At 38.7% G+C, this 18,927-nt stretch carries 16 protein-coding genes and 1 pseudogene; 14 read left to right on the forward strand and 3 right to left on the reverse strand.

The window, feature by feature from the left end:
* The 7 genes from HMPREF3108_RS00630 (at position 1) to HMPREF3108_RS00660 (ending at position 4,112) form a co-directional block, all read left to right on the forward strand.
* Positions 1-489, forward strand: coding sequence for a prolyl-tRNA synthetase associated domain-containing protein (locus HMPREF3108_RS00630; RefSeq protein ID WP_048777719.1), 489 nt, complete (start codon positions 1-3; stop codon positions 487-489).
* Positions 490-543: 54 nt separating this feature from the next.
* Positions 544-867 carry a TfoX/Sxy family protein gene (locus tag HMPREF3108_RS00635; protein WP_048777722.1) on the forward strand — a complete coding sequence of 108 codons (324 nt, stop codon included), beginning with the start codon at positions 544-546 and terminating at the stop codon, positions 865-867.
* Positions 868-1,028: 161 nt separating this feature from the next.
* Positions 1,029-1,478 (forward strand): MarR family transcriptional regulator, encoded by a 450-nt coding sequence (locus HMPREF3108_RS00640; RefSeq protein ID WP_048777724.1) that lies wholly within the window; start codon positions 1,029-1,031, stop codon positions 1,476-1,478.
* 176 nt (positions 1,479-1,654) lie between these two features.
* Entirely contained in the window at positions 1,655-2,623 is a 969-nt protein-coding gene (locus tag HMPREF3108_RS00645) for a zinc-binding alcohol dehydrogenase family protein (RefSeq protein WP_048777727.1), read from the forward strand.
* A complete protein-coding gene (locus tag HMPREF3108_RS00650) occupies positions 2,616-2,930 on the forward strand; it encodes a rhodanese-like domain-containing protein (RefSeq protein WP_080982547.1) in 315 nt (104 codons plus the stop codon). Before HMPREF3108_RS00645 ends, HMPREF3108_RS00650 begins: the two co-directional genes overlap by 8 nt.
* 114 nt (positions 2,931-3,044) lie before the next feature.
* Positions 3,045-3,761, forward strand: coding sequence for an LD-carboxypeptidase LdcB/DacB (gene ldcB / locus HMPREF3108_RS00655; RefSeq protein WP_070492877.1), 717 nt, complete (start codon positions 3,045-3,047; stop codon positions 3,759-3,761).
* 60 nt (positions 3,762-3,821) lie between these two features.
* Positions 3,822-4,112 (forward strand): cupin domain-containing protein, encoded by a 291-nt coding sequence (locus HMPREF3108_RS00660; protein ID WP_045502298.1) that lies wholly within the window; start codon positions 3,822-3,824, stop codon positions 4,110-4,112.
* A gap of 89 nt (positions 4,113-4,201) precedes the next feature.
* Here HMPREF3108_RS00660 and HMPREF3108_RS00665 read toward each other — a convergent pair whose 3' ends face one another.
* Positions 4,202-5,074: a PspC-like choline-binding domain-containing protein gene (locus tag HMPREF3108_RS00665; RefSeq protein WP_048777731.1), complete on the reverse strand. Its 873-nt coding sequence runs from the start codon at positions 5,072-5,074 to the stop codon at positions 4,202-4,204.
* Positions 5,075-5,875: 801 nt separating this feature from the next.
* Between HMPREF3108_RS00665 and HMPREF3108_RS00670 the strand changes: the two genes are divergently transcribed.
* Positions 5,876-7,876: a CAP domain-containing protein gene (locus HMPREF3108_RS00670; protein WP_048777734.1), complete on the forward strand. Its 2,001-nt coding sequence runs from the start codon at positions 5,876-5,878 to the stop codon at positions 7,874-7,876.
* Positions 7,877-8,099: 223 nt separating this feature from the next.
* Complete coding sequence (locus HMPREF3108_RS00675) at positions 8,100-9,527, forward strand: CAP domain-containing protein (RefSeq protein WP_048777737.1); 1,428 nt, start codon at positions 8,100-8,102, stop codon at positions 9,525-9,527.
* 154 nt (positions 9,528-9,681) lie between these two features.
* On the opposite strand, the gene HMPREF3108_RS00680 is transcribed toward HMPREF3108_RS00675, so the two are convergent.
* Together HMPREF3108_RS00680 and HMPREF3108_RS00685 are read right to left on the reverse strand one after the other, a co-directional pair.
* Positions 9,682-9,924, reverse strand: a complete 243-nt coding sequence (locus HMPREF3108_RS00680; RefSeq protein ID WP_002895374.1) for a type B 50S ribosomal protein L31 — start codon at positions 9,922-9,924, stop codon at positions 9,682-9,684.
* Between the two features lie 98 nt (positions 9,925-10,022).
* Positions 10,023-10,967: a DHH family phosphoesterase gene (locus HMPREF3108_RS00685; protein ID WP_045634587.1), complete on the reverse strand. Its 945-nt coding sequence runs from the start codon at positions 10,965-10,967 to the stop codon at positions 10,023-10,025.
* A gap of 116 nt (positions 10,968-11,083) precedes the next feature.
* On the opposite strand from HMPREF3108_RS00685, the gene HMPREF3108_RS00690 reads away from it, so the two are divergent.
* From HMPREF3108_RS00690 to HMPREF3108_RS00710, 5 genes and pseudogenes are all read left to right on the forward strand, one after another.
* The gene (locus tag HMPREF3108_RS00690; RefSeq protein ID WP_008808931.1) at positions 11,084-11,527 is read left to right on the forward strand and encodes a flavodoxin; all 444 of its coding nucleotides are present in this window, start codon (positions 11,084-11,086) and stop codon (positions 11,525-11,527) included.
* Between the two features lie 150 nt (positions 11,528-11,677).
* Entirely contained in the window at positions 11,678-12,844 is a 1,167-nt protein-coding gene (locus HMPREF3108_RS00695) for an AI-2E family transporter (RefSeq protein ID WP_048777739.1), read from the forward strand.
* Positions 12,834-14,069: a tetratricopeptide repeat protein gene (locus tag HMPREF3108_RS00700; protein ID WP_070492872.1), complete on the forward strand. Its 1,236-nt coding sequence runs from the start codon at positions 12,834-12,836 to the stop codon at positions 14,067-14,069. The genes HMPREF3108_RS00695 and HMPREF3108_RS00700 overlap by 11 nt, the downstream gene beginning before the upstream one ends.
* A gap of 120 nt (positions 14,070-14,189) precedes the next feature.
* Positions 14,190-14,909, forward strand: coding sequence for an acetolactate decarboxylase (budA, locus tag HMPREF3108_RS00705; protein ID WP_012000308.1), 720 nt, complete (start codon positions 14,190-14,192; stop codon positions 14,907-14,909).
* Between the two features lie 329 nt (positions 14,910-15,238).
* Positions 15,239-18,927 (forward strand): annotated as a pseudogene (locus HMPREF3108_RS00710) (CshA/CshB family fibrillar adhesin-related protein); the annotation flags it as partial.

Raw genomic sequence — 18,927 nt, forward strand, 5'->3', positions numbered from 1 at the left:
ATGGATGCATATCAACAAGTGGCTAACAAGTTGCAAGAGTTGGGGATCACTTTTGATGTGGTGGAGCACCCACCTGCATTTACGACAGAGCAGGCGGATAGCTATATTGAAGGCATGGAAGGCGTTCGGACCAAGACCATGTTTTTGACCAACAAGAAGAAAACCCAGTATTATCTTCTGATTATGGATGACAAGAAAAGTCTGGACATGGACCTATTTAAAGAGCTGGTTTCAGCCAACCGTATTCGCATGGCTTCAGCGGATTCCCTCTATGAAAAAATGCAGCTACCACCAGGAACGGTTTCACCTTTTGGTTTGTTAAATAATGAAGAAAGAGATATTCTAGTTTATTTTGATAAGGACATCATATCAGAGGATATCATGACGTTCCATCCTAATACCAATGAAAAGACGATCTTTATCTCGACAACAGATTTGTTTAAGTTCCTGCAAGATTTGGGATATTCTTATGAAGTCCTAGAGCTTTAGCCAAGCGTTTTGCTGGGATTTCGGACTCGTTGAAACAAGAAAGGAGCTGAGAATATGGCGTCGAGCAAGGAATATTTGACTTTTATCTTGGAGCAGTTATCTGATTTAGATGGGGTCAGCTATCGGGCCATGATGGGGGAGTACATCCTTTATTACAAGGAAAAAATAATTGGTGGTATCTATGATGATCGGCTCTTGGTCAAACCAGTCAAAGCGGCTCAGAAATATATACCTGAAGCTGTGCTGGTGTCTCCTTACCCAGGTGCTAAAGAAATGCTATTAGTAGACAATGTGGACAGCAAAGACTACCTAACCACCTTATTTAAAGCTATGTTTGATGAGCTTCCCGCCCCAAAAGCTAAAAGAAAAAATAAGTAGTAATAAACCAGTTTCTGATCAAACTAGTTTTTTGTCATAATGAAATGCTTCTTAACAGGATTGTAAGTGTTTTACAGTGGAAACTAAATCTTTGACAGCTATTATTCTATTTAATATAATTAGAAAATACTTATATATATTAATATTATAAAGGAAGCGAAATGACTAAAAAGCTTAACTGTGACTTTTATATCGGGAAGATCCACAGATTATCCAACCGACTGATGAATCGAATATTACTGGACCAAGAGATTCAGGATTTTAATGGTGAACAAGGACGGATTCTTCATGCTTTGTGGCAGCAAGATCGACTGAGCCAAACGCAACTAGCAAACAAGACAGGGCTTACACTAAACACTCTAACTAAGATGTTGGAGCTGATGATGGAGATGAATTTGGTTGAACGCTGTCCCCATGAAAAGGATAGGCGCAGGAAAGTCATTTGTTTGACAGATCATTCTAAGAGTCTGAAAGATGATTATGATCGAATTTCTAAGGAAATGACAGAAATCATATATCAAGATTTTTCACTAGAAGAAGCAAAAGATTTTGAAACTTGTCTAGAAAAAATTCTGCTGAATTTGGAGCGAGTTGAAAAAGAAGAAGTATGAGTGAGACCATAGTACTATCTGGAATTTAAAGGAAGTCTTAGCATAGTGGTGATGGATTCAAATATAAAATGCCTTCCAGTGCCTCTTATAGCTTTTGGTTTCCACCATAAGCATTGCCGGTTAAGTTAAGTCTAAGTTTGATTAGTTACACTATCCAGAAAAAGGGAGGTGATCCTATGAAAAAAATGAAGGCTATTGTCATTTATGAACCAGGAGGACCAGAAAAACTTCTATTAGAAGAAAGACCTATTCCTAAATTACGAGAAGGATGGACTTTGGTTAAGGTTAGAGGATTTGGAATAAACCATTCGGAAATCTTTACACGACAAGGCTTGTCACCTAGTGTTAGCTTCCCTAGAATTTTAGGCATTGAATGTGTTGGACAGGTGGTTGAGACAACTCGGACAGATTTAGAGATTGGTCAGAAGGTAGTCTCCATCATGGGAGAAATGGGGCGAGCTTACGACGGCTCATATGCTGAGTACGTTCTCCTGCCAAATGACCAAGTTTATCCTATCGAAACCAGTCTGTCTTGGGCTGAGCTAGCCGCGGTTCCCGAGACCTATTATACAGCTCTTGGCTCTTTAAAAAATTTGCATATTAAGCCCGAAAATAAGATTTTAGTTCGGGCGGCAACCAGTGGTGTTGGTCTAGCGTTTGCTCGCCTCGTCAAGGCTCAGTTTCCTGACGTTCATATCGTTGGTTCGGTTCGAAGTGGTTCTAAACAATTTTTGCTTAAGCACCAGGCTTATGATGACATTGTTATTGATCAGGATGGTCGGTTAGAGACCGAAGAGCAGTTCGATAAAATTCTAGAGTTGGTAGGTCCATCGACTATTAAGGATTCATTTGATCATATTGCTCCGGGCGGAATTATCTGTGTAACTGGTCTCTTAGGAGGACAGTGGGAGCTAGAAGGCTTTAACCCAATTGAAGAGATAAAAAATAATAGTTTTATGACGACCTTTCATTCAGCTCAAGTCAACCAAGAATTGATGGATGAGTTGTTTGACTATATTGACCGATACCAAGTAGATGTTTCCCCGAGGCGCGTTTTTTCCTTGGAAGAAGTGCCCGAAGCTCATGCTTATATTGAAGGGAAGACAGGTTTTGGTAAGGTTGTGATTATCAATGAAAATAAATAGGAGAAGCATGATGAAAAAGATTAGTGCAAAAGAATTACAAGGTCTTTTACAGACTGAAAAGATTGATTTGATTGATGTTCGTGAGGTAGATGAGTTTGCGAATGGGCATGTAGCTGGCGCTCGCAATTTGCCTCTTAGTGGCTTGGCAGAAAACTATCTTAGCTTAGACAAAGAAATTTCCTACCATGTTATTTGTCAAAAAGGAGGTCGGTCTGCACGGGCGTGTGAATTTTTGGAAGGCCAAGGTTATCAAGTGACCAATGTGGAGGGCGGAGTCGAAGCTTATCCAGATGAATTGACGCAATAGAAATTTTCAGAAGACTACTAAAATTTATTGAAATTTTGGTGGTCTTTTTGTAGAATGTAGTTAAGAATTTCTCTTGTTTTTCATGCTTTGTGAATGGAGGTTTTTTCCATGAAAATGAAAACAACAGCTTGTTTGTTGTTTGGTCTCTCTGCCTTTACATTAGTTGCTTGTTCTTCTGATAAGAAAGATAATTCCAAAACCTCGGGATCGACTTCGAACACTCAACAGATAGAAAATCAATCAGAAGACAAGAAAACAATCGAAAAACAAAAGGATGCTGGCCTTTCTTATAATGGAAGTTATTATAGTCTACAAGGAAAGTATGAGGAAATCCTGATTGTAAATAAAAAGTACCCTCTCTCTTCTCATTACAATCCTGGAGAAAATCCTACTGCCAAGGCAGCTTTACTTAAGTTGATTGCGGATATGCAAGCCGCTGGATATGCTGTCAGCGACCAATACAGTGGCTTTCGTAGTTATGATACTCAGCTGGAACTTTACCAAAATTATGTCAATCGAGATGGAAAGGAGGCTGCCGATCGTTATTCAGCCAGACCTGGATACAGTGAACACCAGTCTGGTTTAGCCTTTGACCTGATTGATACAGAAGGAAATCTGCTGGAAGAACCCGGTGCCAGTCAGTGGCTTTTGGATAATGCCTCCAATTATGAATTCATTGTGCGCTTCTTAAAAGGTAAGGAAACTTCAACAGGCTATATGGCAGAAAGCTGGCATCTGCGTTATATTGGACGGGAAGCCAAAGAAATTGCTGATTCAGGTAAATCATTAGAAGAATACTTTGGTATTTCTGGAGGAAATTATCAAGATTGATAGAATGAGGCTTCGTCTTTTCTATAGGTCATTATAAAATAAAACAAGGAGGACAAATTTATGAAATTTTACAAAATTGATCCATCAATTGATGTTGTTGAGACACCCGTTGAAGAAAGAGGTCGTTTGATCCGTCATCTTCATTTGGCAAAGGGGAAGGAAATTCCTGAACATAAGGCTGATGCATTAGTGACAGTAGTTTGCTTGGAAGGCAAGGTGAATTTTACTGCTTTAGGAGAAACTGTTCAAATGCTTCCAGGAACTTTTCTTACAATGGAACCCAATGAACTGCACAGTTTATATGGTGTGGAAGAAAGTCACGTCCTAGTCATTCAGCAATTGATTTATTAAGAACAAAAAAGAAGTCTGATGTTTTACATCAGACTTCTTTTTTAATCGAGTTCTAAGGTGGATTAAATAAAGAGAAGTGGATCTTCTAGTTATGGATTGGTAGTTACAAGACCTTGTTCATTAAAGGTATATTGTTTGCCATTGATTAGAAGAGTTTCACTGTGAGCCATTTTCCCATCTTCTTTAAGGTAATACGAACCCTGCCAAGCATTTGATAGCATGGATCCATCTTCAGTTGCGAAGTAATACCATTCGTCAGCAATCTGTTGCCAACCAGTTAACATTTCCCCGTTTACTGGATTAAAGTAATAGAATTTTCCGGTATCTCCTATTTGGTGAAGTCCTGTTAGCATATAGCCATCAATCGGCTGAAAATAATACCATTTTCCTTGAATATTTTGCCAGCCTGTGAGCATACTTCCGTCTGCTGGGTTGAAATAATACCAGGCCGGGCCTTCATGGTTACCAGCACCTGTTAATTGTTGCCATCCAGTCTGCATATCTCCATTTTTATTATGGAAATAATAACATTCACCGTTTTCACCAACCTGCTGGACTCCATTTAGCATGTAACCTTCAGCAGGATCAAGATAGTACCACTTACCTTTGATATTCTGCCATCCCGTTTTCATATCTCCATTTTCTGGGTCGAAATAATACCAAGATCTTTCTTTGTAGTATCCAAAACCATCTAATTCTTGCCAGCCAGTCAGCATATAGCCGTTGACGTTGAAGAAATAATACCTTCCATTAATTTGCTGCCATTGATTTCTGGGAAAACTACCATCTGGATATTTGTACCACCAACCCTTCTTATCTTTAATCCACTGTCCATCTGTGTGATTAGTGATTTGCGGTCGAATCTGTTGGGCTTGAACAGAAATACCATCTTGTGTCACTAAAGTTGCTAATAGACCAACTAACAATATAAGTTGTATAAGGAATAGCGTGCGACGTTTCATTTTTTCCTCCTTCAAAGGTTTCAGCTGAAGTGAAATAAAAATTTCACAGAGAGAAGTGTTACTGCAGTTAAGATACCATATTTTCTTTTATTCTTCAAACAAACAGAAATGTCTAATTTATTCAAGCATATTTATTATTTGCATTTGTAAGCAAAAATAAACGAGTCTATCTAGATGGCTTTAAAATAAGTATTTATAAGAATGTAATATTCTTCTATTTTAGATAAATATTTAAAGCAACGAATCTTTCAAAAATTAGTGATATATTAAAAGCATATTTTGTTTCATGTATAAAACAAAAATAAACACTGTTTTATAGCTATAATACCTTTTGGTATGAAATAGCTTCACAAATCAAACCATAAAAGTGCTTACTGTCTTGTTTACAAATAAAAAATAGGGTTAACTCTTAAAATATCAGAAAATTGCATGTAAAATAAAACAAAAACGAACATAGATAAAAAATAGAATGATATTAAGAACAATATTGAAAAAAATAATTTTGAAAACACGAACAAATTTCTTGCTTTGCCTAAATTTTTGTGTTATAGTTTAGGTCGATGTGAAATATGCATAAAAAAGAATTTTTTAGCAATATTGATATCGGATAGTTTTTCTTTTTGTCAAATTATTTGTCTCAGAAGTTTACGTGAAACTGACTGATTAAAATATGATTGATGTTGATCTAAAGATTTTATGCCCAAGATGTCTTATTTACTGAAGAATTATTTTTTGTCATGGCACGTCTAAAATATAAGATCATTCTAAAAGATAAATGAATGATTTTGGAGGTTTATTATAATGTCGAAACGTCTAAGATTTTTATCTTGTTCAGTATTAGCTGCAGCAGCAGTGATTCCAGCTTTTTCTGGAAATACTGTTCAGGCCGCTGACTACTATGGTTATAGTTCTCGCTATAGTAACTTATACCAACCAGGTGTTAATTACTGGAATACTGGCTTCACAAGTCGCCGTAATACAGTAACTAACAGCCGTACTAGTCGTCATAGCAGTCGTCGTAACTCTCGTTACAACAACTACAGCTATGGTTACAATAACTATGGATACGGATATGGCTATGGTTACAATAACTATTATTTAGGTTCTAATATTTGGGATTATTTCTATCCAAATTACAACTACAATAACTATGGTTACAACTACAATAACTATGGTTACAATGGTTGGAACAACTACAACAACCTAGTAAACGATGAAAACTATATCTACTGGAATGGTAATCACTACTACCGTATGAACGATGGTAGCTACCGTATTTACCGTGACGGTGAATGGAAACCATTGACAAACAATAGCAACAATAACTCATCATCTAACAATTTGGAAAACGATCCTCATTACCGTTATGAAAATGGCTATCATTACTATGTTTTAGAAAATGGTGACTATTACTATTACCAAGATGGTAAATGGGTATTGGTTAAGACTTCAACCAACAATTCAACAACTCCATCACCTCAAGCTCAGCCGGAAACTCCAAGTACAGAACAACCAGCTGAAGATCCAAAACCAGCACAACCAGCTGAGGATCCAAAACCAGAAGTTCCAACTCCAACTCCAGCACAACCTGAGGCTCCAACTCCAGCGCCTAGCGATAAACCTGAAGAGCCTACTACACCTGCTGAACCAAAACCAGAACAACCAACAACTCCAAGTCTTGATTTACCAGAAAATCCGCCAATTAACGGTGCAGATAGTGAGTTTGATCCATTCAAACCATCAACAGAAACGCCGGCTGAGCCTAAACCTGAAACACCAGCAACACCAGCTGTTCCAACAACACCAGGTTTGGTAACAACTGAAGAATCAAGTGAAAACCAAATCCCTGATTATGTTGAAAAACCAGCAGAAGGACTTGAGCACTTGGCATGGGCACCAAATGGACAAACGCCAAAATTGGTTTACCCACCAGGAAAACCAGGTGATAAAGCCCTTAAGAATGATAAAAACTACTACTTCGATGGTAGCACACATTACTACTATGTACCATCTAACTCAGACCGTACAGGTTATTCAGCATATTGGAAGTGGATTGGACAAAAATGGAAACTTCAAGGTATGACAGATCCAAACGATCCAGGTATTGATCCAAAACTTCACAAAAATACTGCTGACGATGAGTACATGTACAGTGATCAAAACTCTAGCGTGAAACTCTACTCAACAAACTTGGTAACTACTGCCAAAGCTGGTCAACCATTGCCATTCAAGAACGTTGAAGAGTTCAAGAAATACGTTATCGAAAAAATGAATCCTAAATTCCTTGATAACGCTGGATGGGATGCTAAAGCTGAGTGGGAAATCGAAGATGCAGATATCTTTGAAAAGACTAAAGAAAACCCATATGCTAAGGACTATGTCTTGATTGCAAACCTCAAGAGTGGTGTTGAGGACAAGAAATACAGTGACGTAGAATTTGGTTATGTGAAGTTTGTTTACCGTGTTGAAGCGACAAACGATACAAACTATGACTATGTTTCAAAAGCGAAAGAAGCTTTCGCTAAAATCAATGAAACTCGTAAAGCTCAAGGTTTGAAAGAGTTGACTTGGTCAGAAGACATTTATCAAAACCAAGCACTTCCGAAAGTAAACGAAATTTCACGTCAATACGATAGCGCTGGCTTTGTCGGACGTCGTGATGAAGATGCAGCTACTGTCGTTAAGAAATGGGCGAACAGTGGTTTGAGAGAATTGCTTCTTGATCCAAACGTAACTGAAGGAGCTGTAGCGACAGTCGTAGATGGAAACGGTGTATACTACTGGACTTACAACTACAAATAATCAATCTTTTCCTAATGATTTCACTTAATTAACTTGAAAATCCCTTAAGATCAAATTCTTAAGGGATTTTTGTTCTAAACCTTTAGTAGTATATATGCAAAAAAACACAAAAAAAATAGGATAATATTTATGTTTTTGTTTGACTAAGGGATCAGATGGGGATAGAATACTATATAGAGGAGGAGTAGACTATCATTGTTTTTATTACAAAGGAGTATAAGTAATGAAATCAAAAAGAAAGTATCTATCGAGAGTGATGCTGTTTAGTTCTGCCTTAGTATTAGCTTTTCTTGCTACAAATACTGCTCAGGCAGAGGAACATAATGACGTTTTTTATTCTCGTTATCGTCCAGGATTTAACTATTATAATCCGCGCGTCAGAAATAACTATAATTACGGTCGATACCCTGGTTATTACAATCCATGGTATAACTATAATGTCTTTTATTGGAATGGAAATTACTACTATAAAAACCAGAACGGAGACTATTATGTCTACAAGAATGGTAAGTGGGAACTCTATTACCAGGATGGCTTTAATAAACTGAAAAATGATCCGCATTATCGTTATGAAAATGGCTATCACTATTATGTGTTGGATGATGGTTCATACTATTACTATGAAAATGGTAAGTGGGTTTATGTTAAGAAAGCAGCAGATCCAACTCCAGAACCAGATCCGACTCCAGATCCTAAGCCAGATCCTGAAACGCCTAATCCAGAGAAGCCTGACTGGGCACCAAATCCAAATATAGATTATAGTAAATTGCCAAAACCTCTCTACAGACCTGATGATCCTCGGATGAAGAGTGATCCTCGCTTTGTAGATGATAATGGTACCTATTATTACCGAGTCCATCTAGGAGGCGAAAACCCTGATGGTATTGATGGATATTACAAGTGGATGGGCGACCGCTGGAAACTATTCAATGGAACGGATCCAGACGATCCTGCTCTTGACCCAAATAATCATTCTAATCCAAAGGACGATGAATATAATTATGATGATAATGCTTCTACAGTTAAACTATACTCAGAGAATCTAGTTGGTACTGGTAAAGCAGGAGATCCTCTTCCATTCAAGAACAAGGAAGAATTCATCTCTTATGTTCAGCAACATCTGGCACCAAAAATGATAGATAATGCAGGCTATGACTGTAAGGTTACATATGAACTTGAAGAAGAAGATGTCTTTAATCAAGCAGTGGATCATGCTTGGGCTAGAGATTACGTTTTGACAGCTTATTTGACAAGTAGCGTCAAAGGATATGAAAAAACAGAATTTGGTCATGTGAAGTTTATTTATCGTGTGGAAAAAACTGAAAACTCAAACTTCCCTAATATTGATAAGGCTAAAGCTGCTTTTGCAAAATTAAATGCGGAACGTAGAAGACTTGGCTTACAAGAACTAACATGGTCCGATGAACTTTATAACAATCAATCTTTACCAACAGCTCAGAAACTTTCTGTCAATTATGATAGTAGCGCTGGTATCACCTTCCGTCGAGAAGAAAATGCTGAAGTAGTTGCCAACAAATGGCTAAACTCAGGAAATAGAGAATTGATTCTAAATCCTGATGCCAAAGAAGGTGCAGTTGCCTGTGTACAAGCAGGTGATGGTACATATTATTGGGTTTTTAATTATAAATAAAATAAATGAATATAATGGTCTATTCCTTTAACCGAGAACTTCCTCTATCTTTTAGATGGGGGGAGTTTTATATTGCTAAAAGCAAAACAAAAGCCACTTCCGAGTAATCGGAAATGGCTTGAATTCAATAATCGAATGTATTGAATAGATGTTCTTATTTGAGACCGTATTTTTTGTTGAAACGATCCACACGTCCATCTGCTTGAGTGAACTTTTGACGTCCAGTATAGAATGGGTGTGAGTCTGATGAAATTTCAACACGGATCAATGGGTAAGTTTCCCCTTCGAATTCAACTGTTTCGTTTGAACGCTTAGTTGAACCACTAAGGAATTGGTAACCAGTTGAAGTATCCATGAAGACAACAGGACGGTATTCTGGGTGAATATCTTTTCTCATTTTAAAAAATTTCCTTTCTGCCATGGTCTCTTTGCGAGCCATAGATTAGTTACTTTGATAGTTTATCAAATTTCATTTGCTTTGACAAGCCTTTTCGCTCATTTTCTTTGCTTTTTAGCTAATTCTTTTAATTCTTGGAAGATTTCTTCATTTTCTTCTAGTGAATAGGAGTTGGCGCCACTAGCTAAGGGATGTCCTCCGCCATGATGATTTTTTGCGACTTCATTGATTGGAATGAATTTGCTGCGCAATCGTACACGGTAATGACCGCTTTCTTGTTCAACAAAGATTCCCCACAACTTGACGTCCTCAATTCGACCAGGAGTAGCAACAATATCTGCAGTTTCAGCGTCTGTAAGTTTGTGTGCTTTTAGTAAATCCTGAGTGATGATGACACGTGCAGCTCCATTTTCATCAAGTTCAAGATGATCATAAACATAGCCTTGCAGCTTAGCAACTTTGTAGCTGAAAGAGTCCATTTTCCGAGCCAGCGTAGCAAAATCAAAGGGATATTCCCTTAATTGACTAGCGACTTGTAAGGTTCGAGCGGTAGTAGCAGGGTAAAGAAAACGTCCCGTGTCACCAGTAATTCCAGCATAGAGGAGTTTAGCGATGTATGCATCCATTTTTAGGTGATTGTCTAAAGCGAATAAAGAAATTAGTTCGCATGTGCTACTTGAATTGGTATCAACCCACGCTAAATCACCATAAACGTCGTCATTAGGATGATGGTCTATTTTAATCAAAAAGGATCCATTTGGATAACGTTTATCATCAATTCGAGCTGTATTGGCGGTGTCGCATACGATAACCAAGGAGTTTTCATAATCTTGATCTGAGACATCGTCCATCTGGGCTAGCCAAGTTAGACTTGGTTCATCGTATCCAGTTACTTTAACTGTTTTTTCAGGGAAATTTAGCTGAAGGAGCTTTTGTAAGCCGACTTGACTACCTAAGGCATCAGGATCCGGATTTACATGGCGATGAATGATAATCGTTTTATATTCCTTGATCTTTTGTAAAATTTGATGTTGAATTGTCATAGAAAAAATCGTTCCTTCTTGCGTAGAGTTATTGTTTAATTGTAACACAAGATTTCTATTTTTAAAATGAAAAATATGTGCTATAATTATCAATAGAAGATATTTTGGAGGAAACTATGGCTTTAGCAAAAATTGTATTTGCAAGTATGACAGGTAATACAGAAGAAATCGCTGATATCGTTGCTGATAAGTTAAGAGATTTAGGCTTAGATGTTGATGTTGATGAGTGTACGACAGTTGATGCTTCAGATTTTCTAGAAGCAGACATTGCTATTGTGGCGACCTATACGTACGGTGATGGAGAATTACCTGACGAAATCATGGATTTCTATGAAGACTTGGCTGATTTGGATTTATCTGATAAGATTTATGGTGTCGTTGGCTCAGGTGATACTTTCTATGACGAATTCTGTAAAGCAGTAGATGACTTTGATGCTGTTTTCGTTTCAACTGGTGCAACAAAAGGTGCTGAAAATGTTAAGGTTGATTTAGCAGCAGAAGAAGATGATATTGAAAATCTGGAGAATTTCGCTGCTAGCTTAGCTGCAAAAGTAAGCTAAGATATTTCCTAAAAAGTATAGAATAGTCAAAAGACGAAATATATGGGAAGGAAGAGAGGATTTGTTGTTCTCTCTTTTTTTCTTTAGTTTCATCGGGTGTTTTTCTGTAAAAAATGCTACAATAAGAAGATAAAAGAAAAGGAGAGAAGGATGGAACCTAAAGAAAAAGAATTTAGCATGAGTTGGTTTTTTAGATGGTTTTTGGATAATAAAGCCATTACGGTTTTCTTAGTTTGTTTATTGATTGGACTCAATCTCTTGGTCTTGAGTAAAATTAGTTTTATTTTCACCCCTATTATTGAGTTTATTTCAGTTATTATGTTACCAGTGATTTTGGCAGGTTTGCTCTATTATTTGCTTAATCCTCTGGTAGACTTGATGGAAAAGCGGAAGATCAATCGTCTTGTAGCAATTACGATTGTTTTTGTATTGATTACCGTGCTTTTGATTTGGGGGTTGGCGGTTGTCATTCCAAATCTTCAGGCTCAGATTGTAAGTTTCTTTAGAAACATGCCTTCTTATCTCAAGCAATCTAAAAAAATAATTGATGATTTATTGGATAGTCGCCTGTCTGAAGAGTTTCGCCCGCAGATCGAGCAAGTTACGGAGAATATTTCTTCTCAATTAACGACATGGGCAAGTAACTTTTCTGCTCGGGCGGTTAACTGGGCTAGTAATTTTGTCAGTGCTGCTTCTCAAGTTATTGTTGCTGTCATTATTATGCCTTTCATTCTATTCTACCTCCTTCGAGATGGGAAAAATTTGAAAGGCTATGTAACTCAGTTCCTACCTAAGAAATTACGTGAGCCGGTTGCTCAAGTTTTGTCCGACGTGAATAGTCAGTTAGCGAATTATGTTCGCGGACAGATAACTGTTGCAATCATTGTTGCCTTTATGTTTATGATTCTCTTTAAGATCATTGGACTGCGCTATGGAGTGACCTTGGCAGTCGTGGCTGGAGTGCTCAACTTGGTTCCGTATTTAGGAAGCTTTTTGGCTATGTTACCAGCGCTTGTTTTGGGACTGATTGCGGGACCTGTTATGCTCTTGAAAGTTATCATTGTTTTTATTGTGGAGCAAACAATAGAAGGACGTTTTGTCTCTCCTCTTATTTTAGGTAGTCAATTAAGTATACATCCGATTACTATTCTCTTTGTACTCTTAACATCTGGATCAATGTTTGGAATTTGGGGTGTCTTATTGGGAATTCCAGTCTACGCTTCTGCAAAAGTGGTGATTACAGCTATCTTTAAGTGGTACAAAGTAGTGAGTGGTTTGTATGATGATGAAGTAGAGGAAGAAGTAAGTGAAGAATAGTGAGAAAATGCTGTCTGCCATTGAGGCTCAGGATTTAGTGCAAGCAGAACAGTGGTTTGAAAAAGCCATGTTAGAGGATAGTGATTCTATCTTATTGGACCTAGCAGAATATTTAGAAAGTATCGGCTTCTTTTTACAAGCCAAGCGTATCTATAATAAACTGGCTCCCCTTTATCCTCAGGTTAATCTAAATTTGGCAGCTATTGCCAGTGAAGATGGAGACTTAGAGGAAGCTTTTGGCTATTTGGAGGAAATCAGATCGAACGATCCGTGGTATGTCAATGCTCTTATGATTAAGGCAGATTTATACCAGATGGAAGGTCTGCCTGATGTAGCGCGTGAGAAACTAGTTGAAGCCAGTCAATTAAGTGACGATCCTATCATTACTTTTGGAATGGCTGAAATAGATTTTGAATTAGGCAATTTCACACAGGCGATCAAGGAATATGCCAGTCTTGATAATCGGACAATTTATGAGCAGACAGGGATCTCAACCTACCAGAGAATAGGGGTGAGCTATTCTAGCTTAGGAAAGTTTGAAGCTGCCATTGAATTTCTTCAAAAGGCTATCGAATTAGAATATGACGAATCTGCAGTATTTGAATTGGCCGTGATCCTTTACGATCAAGAAGACTATCAGAAGGCTAATCTCTATTTCAAACAATTGGATACTCTTTCGCCAGATTTTGAAGGCTATGAATATATCTATGCACTGTCTCTTCATGCAGACCATCAAGCTGAGGCTGCTCTACTCATGGCTCAGCAAGGCTTGAATAAAAATCCGTTCGATAGTAAGCTAGCCCTATTGGCGTCCCAAGTTTCCTACGAACTTCATGATACTGAAAAAGCAGAGAGCTATCTATTAGATGCCTGGGATAATGCTGATGATCTAGAAGAGATAGCTCTGCGCCTGACTAACCTTTATCTAGAGCAGGAGAGATATGAAGATATTCTTGATTTGGAGGATCAGGATTGGGATAATGTGTTGACTCGATGGAACATAGCTCGAAGTTATCAGGCCTTAGAGGACATAGAAAAAGCCCAAGAGCTCTATGGAGAATTGCATAGGGACTTACGAGATAATCCAGAATTTCAAGAAGAATATATTTACCTGTTGAGAGAATGTGGCGAGCTTGAAAGAGCCAAACAAGAAGCTCAGCACTATTTGAGCCTGGTGCCGGATGACAGTGCAATGCAAGAATTTTATGATAGTCTGGACTATTAAAATTTTTATAATAAATAGTAAAAGCATATCATCTAGATATGTTTTTTTGCAATTATAAAATTTTGTGTTATACTAATTTTGCTTTATTAGAGACGATGAAAGAAGAGTAGGGGATTAAAAATGTTTGAACCAGTTAAATTATTTCAATATAATACTTTGGGCGCCTTGATGTCTGGTCTTTATGGTGGGACAATGACGATTGGTGAGTTGCTTCAATATGGTGATTTAGGTATAGGTACTTTGGATTCTATTGACGGGGAGTTGATAGTTCTAGATGGCAAGGCCTATCAAGCCAAAGGATCTGGAGAGGTGCCAGAAGTAGTTGAGGTGGATCCGTCAGAGACGGTTCCTTATGCAGCGGTAGTCCCTCACAAGGCAGAGGTGATTTTCCGCCAGCGTTTTGAAATGAATGATAAGGAGCTGGAGGAAAGAATTGAGTCCTATTATGATGGTGAAAATCTTTTTCGTTCCATAAAGATTCATGGCGACTTTTCTCATATGCGCGTTCGCATGATTCCTAAGTCAACGTCAGACCGAAAGTTTGCAGAAGTTGCTGTTAATCAACCTGAATACAGTAAGGAAAATGTGACCGGAACAATCGTTGGTATCTGGACACCAGAGATTTTTCATGGAGTCAGCTTAGCAGGATATCATCTCCATTTTGTATCAGACGATTTGAGCTTCGGTGGACATGTCATGGACTTTGTCATCAAAGAAGGTATTGTTGAACTTGGAGCAATTGACCAGTTAGATCAACGTTTCCCTGTTCAAGATCGTGACTATCTATTTGCCAAATTCAATATGGATGAAATGAAAGAAGATATTGATCGAGTAGAATAATAAGATAAATTCCTTGGCCAGCAACCTAAATTTAGGTTAGTTTGGTCAGGGTTTTTATTTTGTAAGATAAAGGAAAGTATAGGGATTCAATTTATGTAAATTTTAGACCACGTGAGCAAGATTTATCTGTTTATTTCTAATGGTTATACCGTCAAGTATAGGCTAGATAATTTCTTTTTATAATGATGTGTGATCTATAATGATTGCTGATCCCTTTCAAAGTTCTTTAAAAATATCGAAAATCTAATTTTTTAGTATATTTTATATAGCCAAGCAGAAAAAAATAATGTATAATGGCCTGGAATATAATGAATAAATAGGAGATCATTATGGGAAAAGATTTGTTTAATCCACACCTGCGTAAGTTTTCTATTCGAAAACTAAACGTCGGTGTTTGTTCTGTGCTCTTGTCAACCCTTATACTATTAGGGGCAGCAACGCAGGTTAGCGCTGATGAAACAAGCGCTTCTGGTGTTCAAAACGAGGTTGCTCGAACTGACCTTGCTGAACCATCAGCAACTGCTACAGCACCAACAACATCTGAAACAACACAAAATGCAGGAACTACTGTAGCAGCCACAGCTACTGAGGCACCTCAGACAGGTGAGCATACTGCACCTACAAACTCAGCTTCAGAGTCTACTGAGAAACTGAAGGATGAGCAACCAGTAGCTTCTGAAACACCTCAACCTTCAGTTGAGAAGCCGGTCCTTCCTACAGAAGTTAAGCCTGCAGAGAATACTAATCCAGCTTCAACTGATGCTAGTTCAGACGCTGTAAGCACTTCAAGAACTACAGAACAACCAGTAGCGACTAGGGAAGCTACACAACCTACACGTTCTCGCCGAGCACGTCGAGACGCTACACCAACAGGTTTACGAGATGGTGACCCAAATAATACTATCGAGAAACCAACTTTAGCAGATTCTGAAAAGAAGAGACCAGCAGACCTAGTGAAACAGATCAACTGGCTAGATTTTGGTGATTCTCAGGCGTTTAGAGATCTTGATACCGACGGCTCTCTTAAAGTGGGTAGTGTGTATGAGAAAGAAATTTCTCCGGGCTATGTAGTTAAATTAACAGTTACAGAACTAAAACCATTTCATTCAACGGAACTCTATCGTAACCGTGTAGCAGGAACTTCTTATGAAAATAGTTATGATCCTGATGCTAAAAATACCTGGTTTAGATATGTACCTGCAGACTATAATCGCCAAGTTAAAGAGGGCGATTCTGCACGACCAAAAATCATTGGTGCTCCTATGAACCAATGGACATCTCTTCGTGAGCAGGGAATTGATACTAATGGACGTAGAACCCAATTGCAGGTTCCTAAAAATGGTGCTAGCTACGGTGTGAAGTTTAAGGTCGAAGCGACTTACCTTAACAAGCCAGTCAAAGCAACAGTCGTTATGCCGATGGTGAAGAAGCCAACCCCGGTGAATATGCGATCTTTACTACAAATGGTCAAGGATGGGAACATTTAGCTGAATGGAAACGTGTATCACCAAGCGGTAAAGTGATTACAGATACCTACGCACCAATGAATCCAAATCGACTTGGTCAGTATATTGGTGATAACGCAACTACTCCAACAATTGACTGGACTAAATTCACAAACCCAGATCAAAAAACAGGGGGCTTAGGTTCACAAGTCTTTGGTCCAAATACTTCTAAAGACCATACTGTCCCAATTGTGATGACTCGTGAAGCATCAGAGGTGGGTATTTATATCGCATCTTCTGGTCAGCAAGCTGCTATGATTGGTTTCATGGTTGTAGATACTGGGGATGCGCCTGAAAGCTATGGAAATGCAGTTCACACTATTTCTGGTTACAATGCGGCTACGGGAGCACAAAATCCACAACCATATCTTGGTCGGAAGCCTGCGGATATTGATACAACTTCAGGCAACGATTGGACTCACGATGATAGCACTGATCACGCTGATGAAGGGATTGATCAGCTTTTACCAGATGACTTAGTCGGTAAGACTCATGACTTGTTCCAAGCAGATCGTCTTCGTGATGGGGATTATTCGCTTCGTTTCCATGCTTCAGCTAATGGAAATGAAAAAGCCTATGTTCGAGCTTGGATTGATTTCAACAATAACGGAAAATTTGACGAGAACGAAGCCAGTGAGTTTACTGAAGTCACTTCTGAAGGAGACTACACAGTTACTTTCAGAAATCATGCTCCAATGAATGACGACTCAGTCAAGAAGTTAGGGATGCGTGTTCGTATTGCCTTGAATCAAGGTGATATCGAGAAACCGACTGGAACAGCCTTTAGTGGTGAAGTTGAAGACTTACAAGTTAACCTTACTTACCCACCAAAGGGTGAGAAGAAGGAAACCAAGGGCTTACGCGATCAACAACAACAAGCAAGCCTACACTTCACATCTCGTGGTTATTCTAAAGAAGACGAGAATGCTAGAACAACAATTGATACTAATAAGGCACCTGTTGTTTTAGATAATAATGGACGTGAATTAACGGCAGATGCAGAAGGTTGGTATACAACTGCAGAAGGCCGTTACAAAGTGACGCCAAATGGTGATAATGTCGATGTTGTTTTTGTTCCAAATGCTGGATACGTAGGGACTACATCAGGCATTAACATCCGTCGCTTTGATAGCAACGGTGCAAGCACTGAATGGTCAGCGAAAAACAATTCAGAACCAGTCATCAACCAACCTCTAAATTCTATGGATGCTCGTTATGTTCCTACAGTAGTTGATTACACTGAACATCGTTCAACTGATGCCCAAGGTTTAGCGCAAGTAAAAGACATCTCATTTACAGATGGTAATCCAGCTAACACACCGGTTCAACCATCAGCAAGTAATCCAGCTACTTTCTTGGATGCTAGCGGAGAACCTGTCTCAGGAACTAGTATTCCTGCAACATCAGGTGGTAAAGAAGTTGGTACCTTTAACTTAGATCCAACTACAGGTCGAGTAACCTTTACCCCAAATAAATCATTTGTTGGAACTGTTGATCCAATTAAATTAAAAGTAAATGATGCAAGTGGTAATGATCACTTTGCAACTTATCAACCAACTGTTACACGAGTTGTTCCAACATCTCAAAATGCAAGTTCTGAAGGTATTCAAGGGGCAGAGCAATCTGGTAATTTGGTCTTCACACCAGGTGATAACCGTGTTCCAATTGATGAATCTGTTGCTCCAACCTTTGACAACGGCCAATCAACTAAGGTTGTTCCAGATGTAGGGACTTATACAGTTGATAATTCAGGTCGGGTTACCTTCCAACCAGTTCCTGGATACTCTGGACGCCCAACTGCAGAAACCGTTAAGCGTGTAGATAAGAATGGAACAGAAGTAACAGCTACTTACCAAGCAGATGTTAAGGCTGCAACTCCAACAGGACAAGGAGCAGAGACTACTGGGCTCCAAGGTCAAAAACAAGACAGTCATCTCACCTTTACCCCTGGTCAAGCAACTATCAATGGCCAAAATGAGACTGTGCCATTTGCACCAGAAGGTCCACAATTTGTGGTTAATGGACAAGTTCAACAAGGTAACAGCTTACCTGTACATGATGCTAGCGGTAAACTTCAAGGAACCTATACTGTTCAACCGAATGGTGATATTAGCTTCCAACCAGCACCTGATTTCTATGGTACACCAACTCCTGCAACTCTTCGTGTGACAGATAAGAATGGTTCTGCTGCCGAAGCAGTTTATCAACCTACAGTGACTAAAGTCACTCCAACAAGTACAAATGATACCTCAACTGGTCTGCAAGGACAGCCACAAAGCGGTAAGCCAACCTTTACAGCAGGTGATCCAGCAGTTCCACTAGATGATACGAAACCATTGACTTTCGAAGATGGTCAATCAACGAAAACAGTTCCAGGTGTAGGTGAATACAGCATCAATCCAGATGGCTCTATCACCTTTACGCCGGATAAGAAGTACGTTGGCACACCAGATCCTGTCACAGTGAAACGTGTGGATAAAAACGGTACAGAAGTTACCGCAACTTATACACCA

Source organism: Streptococcus sp. HMSC10A01 (assembly GCF_001807785.1).
GTDB classification, from domain to species: domain Bacteria; phylum Bacillota; class Bacilli; order Lactobacillales; family Streptococcaceae; genus Streptococcus; species Streptococcus gordonii.